Genomic DNA, 16,742 nt, shown 5'->3' with positions numbered 1-16,742 from the left:
ATGAGCCAGAAAACCGAACAATTACCTTCGGCGCAAACGATTACGCGCCAGCCACTCACGGGGTCGCGCAAAATTTATGTGCCGGGTCAGCTCCACGACATCCGTGTGGCCATGCGCGAAATCAGCCTTTCGGATACCGTTTCGCACGTGGGGAATCAAAAGGAGCGGCAGTGCAATGCTGCCGTAACGGTGTACGATACGAGTGGCCCCTACACGGACCCGGCTGTTCAGATCAATCTGGAACAGGGGCTTCCGCGCCTGCGGGAGTCGTGGATTGCGGGCCGTGGCGATGTTGAGCAGCAGACCGCCTTTTCGTCCGACTATTCGAACCAGCGACTGGCTAATTCAACCCTGGATTCGTTGCGATTTGCGCATATACGGTATCCGTATCGGGCCAGAGAGGGGCAGAACGTTACGCAGCTGCACTACGCCCGCAAAGGCATCATCACGCCCGAAATGGAATATATCGCCATTCGGGAAAACCAGCGTATCGATACGCTCAACGACCAGTCATCACTCTGGCAGCAGCATCCGGGCAACAGTTTCGGCGCTAATACCCCCAAAAACTTTATCACACCCGAATTTGTCCGACAGGAGGTAGCGGCCGGGCGGGCCATTATTCCCGCCAACATCAATCATCCGGAGAGCGAACCGATGATTATCGGCCGTAATTTTCTCGTCAAGGTCAATACCAATATCGGCAACTCGGTCGTCTCATCGAGTATTAACGAAGAGGTAGAGAAAGCCGTATGGAGTTGTCGGTGGGGTGGCGATACGCTCATGGATTTATCGACGGGTAAGAATATCCATGAAACCCGCGAGTGGATTATCCGAAACTGTCCCGTACCCGTCGGCACGGTACCGCTTTATCAGGCACTCGAAAAAGTGAATGGCAAAGCCGAAGCGCTGACCTGGGAGTTGTTCCGCGATACGCTCATCGAACAGGCCGAGCAGGGCGTGGATTATTTCACCATTCATGCCGGGGTACTGCTGCGCTACATTCCGCTCACGGCCCGCCGGGTTACGGGAATCGTGTCGCGCGGTGGCAGTATCATGGCCAAGTGGTGCCTGGCGCATCATAAAGAAAACTTTCTGTACACGCATTTTGAGGAGATCTGCGCGATCATGAAAGCCTACGACGTTTCCTTCTCGCTGGGGGATGGACTACGCCCCGGCTCGATCGCCGATGCCAACGATGCCGCTCAGTTCGCCGAACTCGAAACGCTGGGCGAACTGACCAAAATTGCCTGGAAGCACGATGTGCAGGTTATGGTTGAGGGGCCGGGGCACGTGCCCATGCACCTGATCAAAGCGAATATGGACAAGCAGTTGCAGCACTGCGATGAAGCACCGTTCTACACGCTTGGCCCCCTCACTATGGATATTGCTCCCGGATACGACCACATCACATCGGCTATTGGAGCGGCCATGATCGGCTGGTTCGGGACGGCCATGCTCTGCTACGTTACGCCCAAAGAACACCTGGGCCTGCCTAACAAAAAAGACGTGAAGGATGGTGTCATTACGTATAAAATTGCCGCTCACGCGGCCGATCTGGCAAAGGGACACCCCGGCGCTCAGTATCGGGACAATGTGCTGAGTAAAGCGAGGTTCGAATTTCGGTGGGAAGACCAGTTCAACCTCTCCCTTGATCCGGATACGGCGCGGGAGTTTCACGATGAAACTTTACCGGCCGAAGGCGCCAAAACGGCTCACTTCTGCTCCATGTGCGGCCCGAACTTCTGCTCCATGAAAATTACGCAGGATGTGCGCGACTACGCGGAACAAAACGGACTGGCCAGTGACGAGGTGCTCGAAAAGGCAATGCAGACCAAAGCAAAGGAATTTGCGGAACAGGGAAACCAGCTCTATTTATAAGTATCCAGCCTGGTTGCCATCGGCCAGGCTGGTTAACCGGTTTAACGCCTTTGTCCAATGAAGATTAGCTCACTACACTACATAACGACCCGCCCCGAAGAGGCCGAGCTTGCCTGCCGGGCCGGAGCCGACTGGATTCAGCTCCGGTTGAAGAACCGGGCGTATGCCGACTGGAAGGCCGTAGCGCTGGAAACGCTGGCCGTTTGCCGACAGTATAACGCTACACTGATCCTCAATGATAACCCACTGCTGGCCGCCGACATTGGTGCGGATGGCGTGCATCTGGGTCAGGAGGATATGCCCGTCCCGGAAGCACGTGCCCTGTTAGGCGATAAATTTATTATCGGCGGAACGGCCAACACGCTGGAAACCGTACTGGCGCATCGGCGGGACGGCGTCAACTACGTGGGGCTGGGACCTTTTCGGTTTACGACCACCAAAGAGAAGCTAAGTCCTATTCTGGGGCTGCAAGGCTACGAGCAAGTCCTGTCGGCGTTAAAGCATCAGGCGATTTCGCTGCCCATTATCGCCATTGGCGGAATTACTTTGGCGGATGTGCCCGCTTTGCTGGCAACGGGCGTGTACGGCATCGCCCTGTCGTCGGCCATTACTGCATCGGCCGACCCGGCGGCTCAAACGCGGCTGTTTCTCCGCCAACTATCGACCTCACCTTCTTTTTGATTGATATGGATACACAATCATTGATCATTGCCGGTAAATCGTTTGCCTCGCGGCTGTTTACCGGAACGGGCAAGTTCGGCTCGGCACAGCTTATGGAAGAAGCACTGCTGGCTTCCGGTACAGAACTGGTAACCGTTGCCCTGAAACGGGTGGAGGCCACTAATCGCCAGGACGATCTGCTGTCTCACCTAACTCATTCACAGTTCAACCTGTTGCCCAATACGTCCGGTGTGCGGACGGCAAAAGAAGCCGTCTTTGCGGCCCAGATGGCGCGTGAAGCCCTGGAAACGAACTGGCTCAAACTGGAAATTCACCCCGACCCCAAATACCTGCTGCCTGACCCCATCGAAACGCTGAAAGCCGCCGAAGAGCTGGTTAAACTGGGTTTTGTAGTGCTGCCGTACATCCACGCCGATCCGGTGCTGTGCAAGCGGCTGGAAGAGGTCGGAGTGGCGGCCGTCATGCCGCTGGGCGCGCCCATTGGCACGAACAAGGGCCTACGAACGATTGATTTTCTGGAGATCATCATTGAGCAGAGCCGGGTGCCGGTGGTTGTGGATGCCGGTTTGGGCGCGCCCTCCCATGCAGCCGCTGCCATGGAACTGGGAGCCGATGCCGTACTCGTCAACACCGCCATTGCCGTTTCGGACGACCCGGTACGCATGGCTGTTGCCTTCAAACTGGCCGTCGAAGCGGGTCGGTTAGCCTACGAAGCACGGCTGGCCCGGCCTTCCGTAACCGCCCACGCCAGTAGTCCGCTCACCGCTTTTCTGGACGAATTATGAGGACAGCAAACTGGTTTGACGCCCACGACTGGAACACCGTTCAGCGGGATATTCAGGCCGTCACGCCCCGGCAGGTGGAACGAGCGCTGGAAAATACCCGCCGGACGCTCGATGACTTTAAAGCCCTGATCTCACCGGCTGCTCAGGCGTATCTGGAACCCATGGCCCAACTTAGCCACCAGCTAACGCAGAAACGGTTCGGCAAAACAATCCAGCTGTATGCTCCGCTGTACCTGTCCAACGAATGCCAGAACATCTGCACGTACTGCGCCTTCAGTCTCGACAATAAGATCGTTCGGAAAACCCTTACCGATGCCGAGATAGGGCGGGAGGCCGCTGCCCTAAAGCAATTGGGCTACGAGCATGTGCTGCTGGTGACCGGAGAGGCTAATCAGACCGTGGGGGTCCCGTACCTTCAAAACGCTATCCGGCTGCTGCAACCGCACTTCGCCCATATTTCCATGGAAGTGCAGCCCCTCGATCAGCCCGAGTATGAAGAACTGATCGCTGAGGGGCTTAACACCGTGCTGGTGTATCAGGAAACATACCATCAGGAAACGTATAAAAATCATCACCCGAAGGGTAAAAAATCAAATTTCGCCTACCGGCTCGATACCCCCGACCGGCTCGGACGGGCGGGCGTGCATAAGATGGGACTGGGCGCGTTGCTGGGGCTGGATGATTGGCGGACAGATAGCTTTTTCACGGCGGCTCATCTGCACTACCTCGAACGAATGTACTGGCAGACCAAATACAGCATCTCCTTCCCGCGTCTGCGCCCCATCGACTTACTGCAAAATGACACCATCACCTCCAAGTCCTTCGAGCGGTGCATGTCTGATCGGGATCTGGTCCAGTTGATCTGCGCCTATCGGTTGTTCAATGAGGAGGTCGAACTCTCCCTGTCGACCCGCGAAACACCCCGCTTTCGCGACCATGTTCTCAAGCTGGGCGTAACCAGCCTGAGTGCCGGGTCGAAAACCAATCCCGGTGGCTATGCCGTAGAACCGCAGTCGCTGGAGCAGTTTGCCATTTCCGACGAGCGCAGCCCCGCCGAGATGGTCGACGTTATTCGTAAACAAGGGTATCAGCCGGTTTGGAAAGACTGGGATAAAACGCTCGCTGCCGTATGACCGATGGCGAACTGAACCGCTACAGCCGCCATATCAGCCTGCCCGAAATTGGGCTGGCCGGGCAGCAGCGATTAAAACAGGCGCGCGTGGCCCTGGTGGGCGCGGGTGGATTAGGGTGCCCGGTGGGACAATACCTCACGGCTGCGGGCATCGGCACGTTGGGGATCATCGACGGCGATGTAGTGGAAGAAAGCAATTTACAGCGGCAGATTCTCTTTTCGCCCGAGCACATTGGTCAGCCAAAAGCAACGGTAGCGGCCAATCTGCTGGCGCGGCAGAATCCGTATAGTCAGGTGATTGCGCACCCGGTTTTTCTAACCCGCGACAATGCGTTGTCCATTCTGAGCGACTACGACCTTGTGGTGGATGGCTCCGATAATTTTGCGACGCGCTATCTGGTCAACGATGCCTGCGTTCTGTTGGGGAAACCGCTGGTATTCGGTTCCATCTACAAATTCGACGGGCAGGTGAGTGTGTTCAATCACGAGAATGGCCCCACGTACCGGTGCCTGTACCCCGAGCCCAGTGAGCTGGCTGCCTGCGCCGAAGTGGGGGTAATGGGTGTATTGCCGGGCCTCACGGGTTGCCTGATGGCCAATGAAGTGATAAAGCTGGTAACGGGCGTTGGTGATTTGTTGAGTGGTACGCTGCTGGTTTTTAACGCACTTACGCTCTCCTTTAACACCTTCTCGTTTACCGCTGATCCGGTCAATAAATCGATCACGGCGCTTCCACTGGCAGAGCCCGACTGTGCTTTGCCCGTCCCGGAAATAACGGCTTCGGACTGGCTGTCGCAGAGCAATCGCCCATTATTGATCGATGTGCGGGAGCCGCACGAGTACGAGCGGGAGAACCTGGGCGGGCAGTTGCTGCCCCTGGCCGAGCTGTACCAGCATCCTGAGCAGGTGCCGAGCGATCGGCCGGTCGTTATCCATTGCCAGTCGGGGGCGCGGAGCCGGAAAGCCGTAGCGTTTTTGCGGGCGCGGGGGTATCAGAACGTGCTCAGTTTGCAGGGTGGCCTGAACGCCCTGAAGCGTCTTTAATCAGCCAGTACTTTCCGGATTGATTTGAGTGCATCCACCGCGTCGGTGGCTTGCCAGAGGGCACCCATGAGCGCGGCCCCGTCAAAACCGGCTCGACGAACGAGAGCGACATTCTCTGCCTGTATGCCCCCCAACCCGATCAGCCGGGGTAAGTCCTTATGCCGTCGCCGAATTGCCGACACCTCCTGTTCGATAACCTCCAGACTACTCGACGGGCCATAGCCCGGTTTGCTAAGGCTCGGGAAAAGTGGGCTGTAAAAAACCAGGTCAACCTGTCCGGCCAGCTTCGGCCACTCGCAGAGGGCGTGAATACTCGTCGAAAAAGGAAAACCATCAACGAAGGTTGCCGCCTGACGATCCGTGTCTTTCAGGTGCCAGCGCAACGACGCGGGTACAGCACTCCCTCGCGTCGCCGGGAGTAATATCGATGGCTGGAAACTATCCGGAAGCTGCGTTAAAACGGCATTATCGGCGGGGGAGCGCCAGTACAGAAAATCAAGACCGCCGGTCAGCAGTGTCTGAATCGTTGGTATGTCCAGACTTTGCGGGCTGCCATCGGTGATGCCCAGTAGTAGAAACTGATTTTTGTTCACTTGAGAAACTGCACCAGATTTTTCGCTTAAAAATAAGCAAATTGATTGACCAATAGCCCGATTCGGGTCTACTGGCGTATATGAGTAGTACGTAAAATAAGGTAGAAGAATTTACTTTCTTATCACGTGACTAAAACAGCATTGGCCATACACGGTGGCGAGAAAGTCGTCAAGACCACCTTTCCGTGGCCCATTTACGATGAGCAGGATGTGCAGGCCGTTGCTGACCTGGTGCGGAGCGGCCAATGGGGAAATCCCGACTGCGCCGGGGCCGTGGCCGACTTTGAGCAGCAGTTTGCCCGGTATTGCGGCAGTAAATACGCCATAAGCTGCGTTAATGGGTCGGTCTCCCTGCGGCTGGCGCTGATTGCCTGTGGCGTGCGGCCCGGCGATGAGGTCATTGTGCCGCCGTACACCTTCATTGCCACGGCTTCGGTCGTGCTGGAGGTCAACTGTGTTCCCGTCTTTGTCGATATTCATCCCGATACGTATAACCTCGACCCCGCGGCTATTGAGGCCGCCATCACGGAGCGTACCAAAGTGATCATTCCCGTTCATTTTGCCGGACTGTCCTGCGATATGGAGGCTATTCTGGACATTGCCCGTCGGCACAAGCTGCGGGTTATTGAAGATGCGGCCCACGCGCATGGCGGTGAGTACCGGGGCCGTAAACTCGGGTCCATCGGCGACGCGGGCAGCTTCAGCTTTCAGTCGTCCAAAAACCTGACCTCGGGTGAGGGCGGCATAGTCATCACCAGCGACGACGACCTGTACCGGACCATGAATTCCATGCGGAATGTGGGACGGCTGCCAGGCGGGCAGTGGTACGATCATTTCAATCCGGGCTGTAACTACCGAATCACACAGCTACAGGCTGTTTTGCTGAGCGAGCAACTGAAGCGGCTGGATGAGCAGACACGTATCCGCAACGAAAACGGGCTTTACCTGGATAGCCTGCTGGCCGATGTGGAAGGCATAACCCCATTAAGCCGGGTAGGAGCGCAGCTGGTTCATCCGTATCACCTCTATATTTTTCGGTACGATAAAGCGAAGTTTGGTCAGGTACCGAAGCCCGAGTTTGTGGCGATGCTGGCGGCAGAAGGGGTTCCCTGCTCGGCGGGGTATCCGCATCCGTTATACAAACAGCCCGTTTTTCAGCAAAAAAACTGGCTATGCTACGCCCTGCCCGACACGGTCGATTATACAAATGTGAACTGCCCGGTTGCCGAACGCGCCTGCACCGACGAAGCCGTGTGGATTTTTCAGCAGGCCATGCTGGGAGCACGTGCCGATATGGACGCCTTTGCCGAAGCCATTCGTAAAGTGCAGGATGCCGTTGTAAACTAGTCTTTTCCTACCCACCGTAACTATGTACCCAACCCGTTCTGTTTCCCGTCTCATTTTCCTTACGCTTCTGATTGTTGCCGGAACGGGCGTCCTGCTGGCTCAACCCATTAACCTACAGCGGGCAGTTGTGCTTGTATCACCCTCAGTTCCGGCACCAATGCGCGTAACGGCCCCTCAAATGCTAACAGAGGAGATTGCCAAACGAACCGGCATAACCCTGAAAAGCGTGACCGACTGGCCGAAAACGAATCTCGTTTGCGTGGCGTTTGTCTTGGCTGGCGATACGGATCTGGCGGGAGTTCCAGTGCCGGTAAGTTCGGACAGGCAGCGCCCGGAAACATTGCCGGAAGGGTTTCGGGTTGCCAGCGATGTGACCGCCGGAAGAACGACGATCTGGATCATTGGTGCCGACGCCCGGGGTATTTTATACGGTACGGGCTGGCTCCTGCGAACTCTTATAATGGACCGAAAGCGGCTCGAACTGGCCGCGCCCGCTAACCTCGCTACGGCACCCGCTTACCCCATTCGGGGGCATCAGCTGGGATATCGGTCAACGGCCAATTCCTACGATGCCTGGTCGGTGGCGCAGTTCGACCAGTACATTCGGGAGCTGGCCATTTTTGGGACCAACGCCATTGAGGGCATTCCGTTTCACGAAGAAGAAAAGCCAAGCCCCCATTTTAAGCTGCCCGCTCCTGAGATGCGCGTAAAAATGAGCGCCATATGCCAGAAGTACGACCTCGATTACTGGGTGTGGACCCCCGCCACCTTTGCCCTGACCGACGCGGCCAAACGGACAGCCGAACTCGATTTGCACGAGGCTTTCTACAAAGCCTGTCCCCGGCTCGACCACATCTTTGTGCCGGGGGGCGATCCGGGCGATAATCATCCCCGGGAGGTGATGCCTTTCCTGAAAGACCTGCACACGCGCCTGATAAAACACCATCCGAAGGCTAAAATATGGCTCTCGTTGCAGGGGTTCAGTGTTGAGCAGGTCGATTATTTCTACGGATACCTCGCGCAGCACAAACCCGACTGGCTGGCCGGTCTGGTTCACGGGCCGGGGAGCCCCTCACTCGCCGAAACCCGCTTCCGGCTCCCGAAACAATACCAGCTTCGGCAGTACCCCGACATTACCCACAACGTCCGCTGCGAATATCCGGTTGAGCGTTGGGATCAGGCCTACGCGCTGACGCTGGGCCGGGAAGCGGCTAACCCGCGCCCGAATTTCTTCGCCAAAGCGCAGGCAGCCGCAGCCCCATTTACCGATGGCTTCGTGTCGTATTCGGATGGTTGTCATGATGATGTAAATAAGGTTGTCTGGAGTATGCGCGGCTGGAATCCGGAGGCCGATGTCAACGACATACTCGCCGATTATGGCCGCTTTTTCTTTGGCCCGACGCTGGATGCCGCCACCGCCAATGGTATTGCGGCTCTCGAACAAAACTGGCAGGGGCCACTGGCCGAAAACGGTGGGGTAGAGGCTACGTTTGCCTTCTGGAAAAAACTGGAAGCCGATCAGCCCGTGTTGGCAACCAACTGGCGGTGGCAGCTTTTCCTGCTTCGGGCAACGTACGATGCGTATATCCGTAGGCGGTTGCTGTATGAGCAGAGCCTCGAAAAGACGGCCAATCAACTGCTCGCCAGAGCCGATATGACCGGCCCCGAAACGGCCATGAGTCAGGCGCTGGATGTCGTGAATCAGGCCGATAAAAGTCCCGTCTCGTCCGATTTGCGCAGCCGGATCGAAACCCTGTGCGCCGATTTGTTTGCCTCGGTTGGTCTGCAAACCAGCGTGCCGAAATACAAAGCCAAAGGCTACGAACGCGGCTGTTTGCTGGATTTTGTTGATTACCCACTCAACAACCGATGGTGGCTGGCCGATGAGTTTGGAAAGGTCAAGTCTCTGAAAACGAAGCCGGAACAGGTAAGTCGTTTGCGGGAAATCAGCCTCTGGGAAAACCCCGGCAAGGGCAGTTTTTACGACGATGTGTCGAGCGTGAGCAAAGGCCCGCGCGTGAAAACCATCTCCGACGATGCCACCGACATTGCCTGGTGGCAGGATGGCCGCAGCCGTGCCCGACTGTCGTCGCAAACCTACCAGCGAAGCCCGTCGCTCACCTACGAAAACCTCGATCCCGGTGCCCGCTATATTGTTCGGGTGGTGGGGTTTGGCGAAGCCTTGCTGCGCGTTGATGGGCAGCGTCTCGAACCAACGGTCTATAACCGGGAGGCCGATACAGTGAAAGAATGGATTGTGCCGCTATCGGCCACGCAGGACGGGCGCATCAGCGTCACCTTCGATCAGCCGGAGGAGTCGCACCTGAACTGGCGGCAAAATTCCCGCATTTCCGACATCTGGTTGCTGAAAGAAAAAGGAACCGAATGAGCAGATCCGCTGACTCTAAAGTCGCAAAGCGACTGTTTGTAGCAAAAGGGCTGTTACATGCCTACGGCACGTCAACAGCGTACACGACGCTTTTTCCTACAAACAGTTCAAGGTTGCGCGACTAAAACACTCACGGGATTGAGCTAAATTTTTTTGCCTGTACCTCTTGCGTGATAAAAAAGAATGTTAACTTTGAAACACAAAGTACTTTATGTATCACAGTTGAGCTTGTCTGGGAATCATGTCGGTTATAAGGGTTACAGACGGGTAAAGCCTTCCTTTAATTTGCTACTGCTATGCGCGAAGAGATTCTGTCCAGCCTGAACAATCCCCGGCAACTGGAAAAGTTGTACTGGACTAACAAGACAACATTCAAAGCGGCTTTTAACGCCCTTTATCCAAACCTGCAGGACAACCTGCTGGCGGAGGGATGGTACCAGCGACTAAATTACAGGGCCGATGACCTGAGCTGGGGTACGCCTGGCGAGCGCCTTTTTGTGGTAGCAGCGTCCGGGCTGGCCGCGCTGCTGGCCCAGTTACCGAAACTGTTGTCGCTGGATCAGGAGTTGTTTTATTCCCGCAATGTAGGCTTTATCGTATTTCCAATACTGATCGCTTACTTTGCCTGGAAAAACAAAATCTCCTGGAAAACGGGTGCCTGGCTGGGCGGACTTACCCTGTTCGCCGTAGTCTTTATCAACTTTCTCCCTAAAAATCAAACGAGCAATACGCTGATTCTGGCCTGTATTCATTTACCCCTGTGGCTGTGGTCTCTGCTGGGCTTCACTTTTGGCGGAGGAAGGCTGAAAGGTGAGGTAAACTGGCTGGGCTTTCTGCGGTATAATGGCGAGCTGGCGGTTGTGACGCCCCTTCTGTTGATCGCGGGCGGACTAACGACGGCACTGACCATCAACTTGTTTGGCTTGAGCGGCTGGAAGATCGAAACGTTTTATTTCAACTACATTGTAATTAGCGGACTGGCCGCAGTGCCCCTGGTAGCCACTTTTCTGACCCAGGCACAACCCGCGCTGGTCAACAAAGTGGCGCCTGTTATCGCAAACCTGTTTAGCCCGGTAGCGCTGGTGATGCTGGTCGTTTACCTGACGGCTACGATTTTCTCGGGGAAAGATCCGTACCATGACCGCGATTTTTTGCTGCTATACAATGCGCTGCTGATCGGTGTGATGGCGCTTATTTTCTTCTCGGTGGCTGAGGCCACGTCAGCCACGAAAAAGCCCGCCCAAATTCTGATTCTTTTCCTGTTATCGGCGGTAACGGTCGTGGTGAATGGCATTGCGTTGTCGGCGGTTTTGTTCCGGATTGCCGAGTGGGGGTTGACGCCCAACCGGGCCGCTGTGCTGGGAGAAAATGTATTGATGCTCAGTCACCTGTTATACGTAGGCGTTCGGCTCTTCGGGGCCATGACCCGCAAAACGGACCTTTCGCTGGTGGGCCGGTCAATGGCTTTATTCCTGCCCATCTACAGTGCATGGAGCGCTATTGTCGTTTTCTTGTTCCCGCTGCTGTTTGGCTTTAAGTAAGGGTTTAAACCGCGGTTACAAAAGTCAAAACGTCGAAGGTTATGAACGTAGCAGCCACACTCGACCGGTTTCATGCCCGGGTAAAGCAGAATCGCTGGATGCGGTATTTTGCGGTCTTTAACCGCGTGGTGCTGGCGATGGGGTTTTTACCGGCGGGCTATGTGAAAGTTGCGGGGGAGCGGTTTACCGATCTGTCCAACAACCACCCGATGGGGCATTACCTGGAAGCGCTGTACCATACCGGCTATTACTACACTGTTATAGGTATTGCTCAGATGCTGGCGGCTATTCTGTTGCTGATTCCCCGTACCGCCACGCTGGGTGCGCTCCTCTATTTTCCCATCATACTGAACATCGCGATCCTGTCGTTTTCGGTGCGCTTTGATGGGTCACTGCTGACGTCGCCCCTGATGGTGCTGGCAAATCTGTACCTGTTATGCTGGGATTATGACAAGTTGAAATTCATTTTTCCGTTCACTCATTCGGCACCCCTGGAGGCCCCACCCAATCCGAAAAGCCTGATGAGTACCTTCCCAAAACGGTTCTTTGCCGGCGTGGTCACGACGGTTTTTCTGGTAGGGCTGTTCGTGACTAACGTCTACGACATGAAACCCCGCAACACCTTTCCCGACTGTATGACACAATGCAGGAACAGCCCTAACCCAAAGGCTTGCCGTGCTTTCTGCGATTGCATCCACACCTACGGTAAACCGCTTAACACCTGCCTGGATGCTTATCATAGCGCCCTGAAAGGCAACCGGCTGCATTGAGAAAAGTAAGGGCACTACGTTGATTTTGTCTGTAGCATGTTTTGGGCCGCTTTGGCGGTATTGGCCGTAAGGTGGGTGTCAGTAACCTTGATACTATGCACATCGGCTTGAACAATAGCCGGTTCGCTGTCCTTTCTTGTCATATTAAAACTCTTAAGTAAACTTTGAATACGGGATGGATCATAACCTGCCAAATAAGCAAGCAACGATACCGTTACGGCAAATCGAGTGTACGAAGACACCGTTAGTCCGGTAAACTCTGCCGTGTTACTGGCATCGACCGAGCTCGTAAAATTCGTCAGGTACGACCCGGCAATAAAGATCATGAAGGTGACAAAGCCCCGAAGAAGCGAAACCAGGGGGCTTTCGGTCATGTACAGATAACTTTGAAAATCGGTTGAGTTTGGGTTAAGCGAAGTGGGGTCAATAATGGAGAACTTATTACTGGCGGCCAAATTGCTGGAGATCCCGCCTAAAGCCCCGGCCAATGAAGCCAGTAAAGCAACGTTTGTTGGCGTTAGGCTGACCGCGTAAAGGGCCAGGTAATTCCAGCGAATAATGTCGTCAGAAATTATTGCATCCCGAAACGTTGAAGCCTCCAGACTTAAGCCGAGGATAAATAAGGCAAGCCATCCCAGGAAGAGAAAGATGCCGATAATGTTCCGTTCGGTCTTCCCGGCTTTAGTCAGCAAACGGGGGTTTGTTGGTTGGGGTTCAGGGACAGGTTCTTCTTCGGGTATAGGTCTGGCAACTGTCATGGTGTTGAAGGAGTAGGGTTTAGAGAGTAAAGGCGGGTAATGAAACGGGTTATCAGTCGACTTGTGACGCAGACAAATCATTCTTTCGCTTATTGCTGATAAGCATGTCTGCCAGCAAATCCAGCTCTTTATTACAGGCAGTAGCTGTTGTTTTTCCAACTTCCAGAAGAGCCCTCAGATTTTTGGGTTGTGCATTATCCATGGCCATATCGGCATCTCTAAGGTCAGCGGGTTGGAAACGCATATACTGACCCTGTTTTCCTATTGCTGAATACATCTTGGTCAGATGGTAGTCGGTAACCTCAGCGGCTCCCGACATCATAATGTCGATAACGGGCCGTACCCAGCCAATGGAACCCCAGTTGCGCGCTACGTTGTAGGAGTACGGTTCGTTTTCGCTGCCCGTGCCTAACGACACGATTAGCATGTCTTTTGCCGTTAGTTCGGGCTTCATGTTGCGTACCTCCGAGTAGGCGCATAAGGCCGGATTGTTGGCAAATACGCCCCCATCAATGAGCGGGTAGCTAACATCGTCGAGCGAATGAATAAGGGCCGTTTCGAAGTAAGTAGGAGCCGCCGAGGTTGCCCGGCATACGTCCCGAACCAGGAAGTCATGTGAGTTTCCGAGCGTTTCTGCGTCGTTCTTATTGAAGAAGTGTGTTCTGCGTTTACGGATGTCGTAGGAGGTAATCAAACACGGCCTGAGTAGCTCACTGAGCTTTGTACTGCCAAAATAGCGTTTCAGGATTCGTTCCAGTTGCGCAGCATCATGCTTTTCATCCAGCACACCATCGCCGGAAGCGGCCTTTTTCCAAACGGATATCTCGAAGATGTCGTCGCCAAACTCCAGGTAAAGATCCACTGCATTCTGGGCGCTGAAGCGCGGACGCTGCTGGTTATCCGGGCACAGGTAAAGACTGGTTAGAATACCTCCCGTTGAGGTTCCGGCAAAGAAGTCAAAAAAATCAGCCAGTCTGACCCCGTCGGGATAAGCCGACTTTAATGAGGGTATCTGGTTAACCCGGGCAGCTAGTTTGGCTTCGAGGGTAACCATAAGTTGGCCGGGGATAATGCCCCGGATACCACCACCGTCAATTGATAAAATTGTGTACATCGCTTTTCGTATACTTCCTTAAAACAGACGTTATCAACGAGCTACGTTTTTCTCAAGGAAGACTATTGTACTTATTTCATTAAACGTATGTACTTTTTTGAGATTGAAAAACGTGGAAAACACCCTTTTTTGATGGCCGTACTGCCGTACGTCCCCCATGCAGATGAGGAATTTATTTGCTGGTTGTACCGGATACTGATTAATGACGCGTTGGGCAAACCCTTATTAACCGGATTTCGGGTACCAATGCACAGTCATACCCGCCGAATTCACAGTACGCTTACTAATCATCGGAAAAGAAGCTTGTTTTGATGTCAAAACGTCGAGGACATGAAAAAGGCAGTCTTATTAGCGGTGATGGGGGCCATACTAACTTTTGCTTCTGCACAGGCCCAGATCAAGTGGGGCGACTATTCACAGAGCTATACGACTGGCGCAACGGGCAAATCACCCGCCATTGGTTTACTGGTAGCCCTACGTAAGGGCAACGATTTCTTATGGTCGATCCGTGAAACGAGTAAAAATTTTCATTTACTGAATGATACTTCGTTTCGGCAATTGCGATCAAAGGAACTGCTGGTCCGGAATACGTTTGATACGGCCCGAGCCCAGTTCTTCATGCCGGGTGTCGGGCGGAAGAATGCTTATTTGTTTCAGTTTCGGGTTATGGAATACCCCGGCAACCGGATTCTGGTGCCCTGGCGAGGTATTGACCAATTCACCGATTCTACCCTGATCCGGGAGTCGGGAATGCCTGAAATGGCTTACCTGGGCGGTTACCGAACCACCCTCGGCAGGATGCTGATCATAGATGTAAGGCACGCAGAACGTGATCGGATCATGGCTACATCAGCGATTGCCTGGGAATCTATTAAGCCGGTGGTGACGAATGTGTACACGTCCGATAATGTTGACCAGTTCCTCAAAAAGCTGCAGTACCCTTGGGCGCCAATCAAAGAGCCCACCGGCCAGCAGTCGCGCGTACTTACCGTGCCTTCGACCAATACCAACCTTATTTTTGTGCTCAGAGGGACTATTTTTACCAAAGACCAAATTCAATACAAACTAAGCCGCAATGGCAGTGTGTATACCCCATGGCGGTACAATGCGTATGACAACAGCTTTATCTGGCTCAACCAGTATCCGCCGGGTAATTATGTGCTCACAATACGGTATTCTGCTCAGCCACAGCACATTGCCGAGTACCGTTTCGACGTGGCACCGGCCTGGTACCAAACGAATCTGTTCCGCATTTTGGTCGGTATTTTTATAGCGGCTCTACTGGGGGCTTGCTTATTCATCCTGTTGTTTATCGGACAACGCCGGAAAACCCTGCAGGAACAAATGAACAGAACCAGGGTACAGCTCGAATTAAAGGCTATTTACGCACAGTTAAACCCACACTTTGTGTTCAACGCGCTCAGCTCTATTCAGGGCCTTATCAACAAGCAGGATATCAAAGGAGCCAATAGCTATTTGTCGGATTTCGCGCGGCTTCTGCGGGAGTCGCTTAACCACAGTAACAAAGACGAAATTTCACTTCAGGAAGAAATACAAACGTTAGACACATACTTGAAACTGGAGCAACTGCGGTTTAATTTTCAGTACAATCTCAGTGTCGATCCGGCGGTGAATGCGTACGAAACCAATGTGCCGGCGCTGCTTTTGCAACCTCTGGTCGAAAACGCCGTGAAACATGGCGTAGCTTCATTACAGGAAAATGGCCGTATAGAGGTTAAAGTTAGTCGGTCGGGCCACACCATGATGGTCACCATTACCGACAACGGGAAAGGCTATACCGAAATGAAGTCGGCCAATGGCGTCGGTTTGCGGCTTGTGCATGACCGGATCAAGTTATTGAACGAACTTCACCCGAAACAGCCGATCACCTTTGCCAGCAACAACAGCGGTACGGGTATGCTCGTTACGCTTACGTTTACCGACTGGTTTCTATGATCCTGAAAGCCCTTTTGATCGACGACGAGTCCCCTAACTTGGATAACCTGCAGCTGCTGCTCGGTACGTATTGCCCGCAGGTGCATATCTGCGGTACGGCCCTCAACGCTGAGGCCGCTCAACGGCTGGTGTATACGCATCAACCCGACCTGCTGTTTCTGGACATACAGATGCCTCAGCAAAACGGATTCGATCTGTTACGCAGCCTGCCCGACCACAATTTTGAGGTGATTTTCGTGACGGCCTACGATCAGTATGCCATACAGGCCATGCGGTTTGCCGCAGTCGATTACCTGTTGAAGCCGGTTGACATTGGCGAGTTACAGGCCGCGGTAGACAGAGCCGGTAAACAGCGCCGTCTGAAAGTTCAGAATCAACAACTCGAAAACCTGCTGGATTTGCTAAAAACCGGCCACACGAATGAAGAACAGCGTATTGCTCTGGCGACTGCCAAAGAGACGCGATTCGTGAAAACGAGTGAAATTATCCGGTGTCAGTCTTCAAATAACTACACCACGTTTTATCTGAATAATGGCGAATCGCTGTTGGTATGCAGACCCATTTATGAGTACGACGACCTGTTGAAAAGCCACGACTTTATACGGTGCCACCAGTCGCATCTGGTCAATAAAGCGTTTGTCAGGAGCTGGAAAAAGGAGTTTGGCGACTTTCTGCTGTTGACAGACGGTACCGAACTGCCCATATCGCGCGGCAAGAAGGACGAGCTTAAAAAAGCGTTGAATTTAAGGTGATT

General features: G+C 53.9%; 14 protein-coding genes. 11 read left to right on the top strand and 3 right to left on the bottom strand.

What is annotated here, in order from left to right; translation table 11 throughout:
- The 5 genes from thiC to moeB are packed head-to-tail and all read left to right on the top strand — an operon-like array spanning position 1 to position 5,520.
- Positions 1-1,878, top strand: a complete 1,878-nt coding sequence (thiC, locus tag ACYVJM_RS11070; protein ID WP_461148285.1) for a phosphomethylpyrimidine synthase ThiC — start codon at positions 1-3, stop codon at positions 1,876-1,878.
- A 57-nt stretch (positions 1,879-1,935) separates the two neighbouring features.
- Positions 1,936-2,559: a thiamine phosphate synthase gene (locus ACYVJM_RS11065; RefSeq protein WP_461148284.1), complete on the top strand. Its 624-nt coding sequence runs from the start codon at positions 1,936-1,938 to the stop codon at positions 2,557-2,559.
- 5 nt (positions 2,560-2,564) lie between these two features.
- Positions 2,565-3,344, top strand: coding sequence for a thiazole synthase (locus tag ACYVJM_RS11060; RefSeq protein ID WP_461148283.1), 780 nt, complete (start codon positions 2,565-2,567; stop codon positions 3,342-3,344).
- Positions 3,341-4,477 (top strand): 2-iminoacetate synthase ThiH, encoded by a 1,137-nt coding sequence (gene thiH / locus ACYVJM_RS11055; protein ID WP_461148282.1) that lies wholly within the window; start codon positions 3,341-3,343, stop codon positions 4,475-4,477. Before ACYVJM_RS11060 ends, thiH begins: the two co-directional genes overlap by 4 nt.
- Complete coding sequence (gene moeB, locus ACYVJM_RS11050) at positions 4,474-5,520, top strand: molybdopterin-synthase adenylyltransferase MoeB (protein ID WP_461148281.1); 1,047 nt, start codon at positions 4,474-4,476, stop codon at positions 5,518-5,520. The genes thiH and moeB overlap by 4 nt, the downstream gene beginning before the upstream one ends.
- Here moeB and ACYVJM_RS11045 read toward each other — a convergent pair.
- Entirely contained in the window at positions 5,517-6,113 is a 597-nt protein-coding gene (locus tag ACYVJM_RS11045; protein WP_461148280.1) for a thiamine phosphate synthase, read from the bottom strand. The genes moeB and ACYVJM_RS11045 overlap by 4 nt on opposite strands.
- Positions 6,114-6,239: 126 nt before the next feature.
- Here ACYVJM_RS11045 and ACYVJM_RS11040 point away from each other — a divergent pair, with 126 nt between their 5' ends.
- The 4 genes from ACYVJM_RS11040 to ACYVJM_RS11025 all read left to right on the top strand — a co-directional run bounded on the left by ACYVJM_RS11040 (position 6,240) and on the right by ACYVJM_RS11025 (position 12,160).
- Positions 6,240-7,460, top strand: coding sequence for a DegT/DnrJ/EryC1/StrS family aminotransferase (locus tag ACYVJM_RS11040; protein ID WP_461148279.1), 1,221 nt, complete (start codon positions 6,240-6,242; stop codon positions 7,458-7,460).
- A 22-nt stretch (positions 7,461-7,482) separates the two neighbouring features.
- On the top strand, positions 7,483-9,849 hold the full coding sequence (locus ACYVJM_RS11035; RefSeq protein WP_461148278.1) for a hypothetical protein: 2,367 nt from the start codon (positions 7,483-7,485) through the stop codon (positions 9,847-9,849).
- A gap of 296 nt (positions 9,850-10,145) precedes the next feature.
- Complete coding sequence (locus tag ACYVJM_RS11030) at positions 10,146-11,390, top strand: hypothetical protein (protein WP_461148277.1); 1,245 nt, start codon at positions 10,146-10,148, stop codon at positions 11,388-11,390.
- A 41-nt stretch (positions 11,391-11,431) separates the two neighbouring features.
- The gene (locus tag ACYVJM_RS11025) at positions 11,432-12,160 is read left to right on the top strand and encodes a DoxX family protein (protein ID WP_461148276.1); all 729 of its coding nucleotides are present in this window, start codon (positions 11,432-11,434) and stop codon (positions 12,158-12,160) included.
- A 14-nt stretch (positions 12,161-12,174) separates the two neighbouring features.
- On the opposite strand, the gene ACYVJM_RS11020 is transcribed toward ACYVJM_RS11025, so the two are convergent.
- Together ACYVJM_RS11020 and ACYVJM_RS11015 are read right to left on the bottom strand one after the other, a co-directional pair.
- The gene (locus tag ACYVJM_RS11020) at positions 12,175-12,918 is read right to left on the bottom strand and encodes a hypothetical protein (RefSeq protein WP_461148275.1); all 744 of its coding nucleotides are present in this window, start codon (positions 12,916-12,918) and stop codon (positions 12,175-12,177) included.
- A gap of 52 nt (positions 12,919-12,970) precedes the next feature.
- Positions 12,971-14,032 carry a patatin-like phospholipase family protein gene (locus ACYVJM_RS11015; RefSeq protein WP_461148274.1) on the bottom strand — a complete coding sequence of 354 codons (1,062 nt, stop codon included), beginning with the start codon at positions 14,030-14,032 and terminating at the stop codon, positions 12,971-12,973.
- Positions 14,033-14,362: 330 nt separating this feature from the next.
- Here ACYVJM_RS11015 and ACYVJM_RS11010 point away from each other — a divergent pair, with 330 nt between their 5' ends.
- Together ACYVJM_RS11010 and ACYVJM_RS11005 are read left to right on the top strand one after the other, a co-directional pair.
- Positions 14,363-15,988, top strand: a complete 1,626-nt coding sequence (locus ACYVJM_RS11010; protein WP_461148273.1) for a sensor histidine kinase — start codon at positions 14,363-14,365, stop codon at positions 15,986-15,988.
- Positions 15,985-16,740, top strand: a complete 756-nt coding sequence (locus ACYVJM_RS11005) for a LytR/AlgR family response regulator transcription factor (RefSeq protein WP_461148272.1) — start codon at positions 15,985-15,987, stop codon at positions 16,738-16,740. Before ACYVJM_RS11010 ends, ACYVJM_RS11005 begins: the two co-directional genes overlap by 4 nt.
- Positions 16,741-16,742 lie beyond the last annotated feature (2 nt).

The organism is Spirosoma pulveris, assembly GCF_054781875.1.
This window is presented reverse-complemented; position numbering and strand designations above follow the sequence as displayed.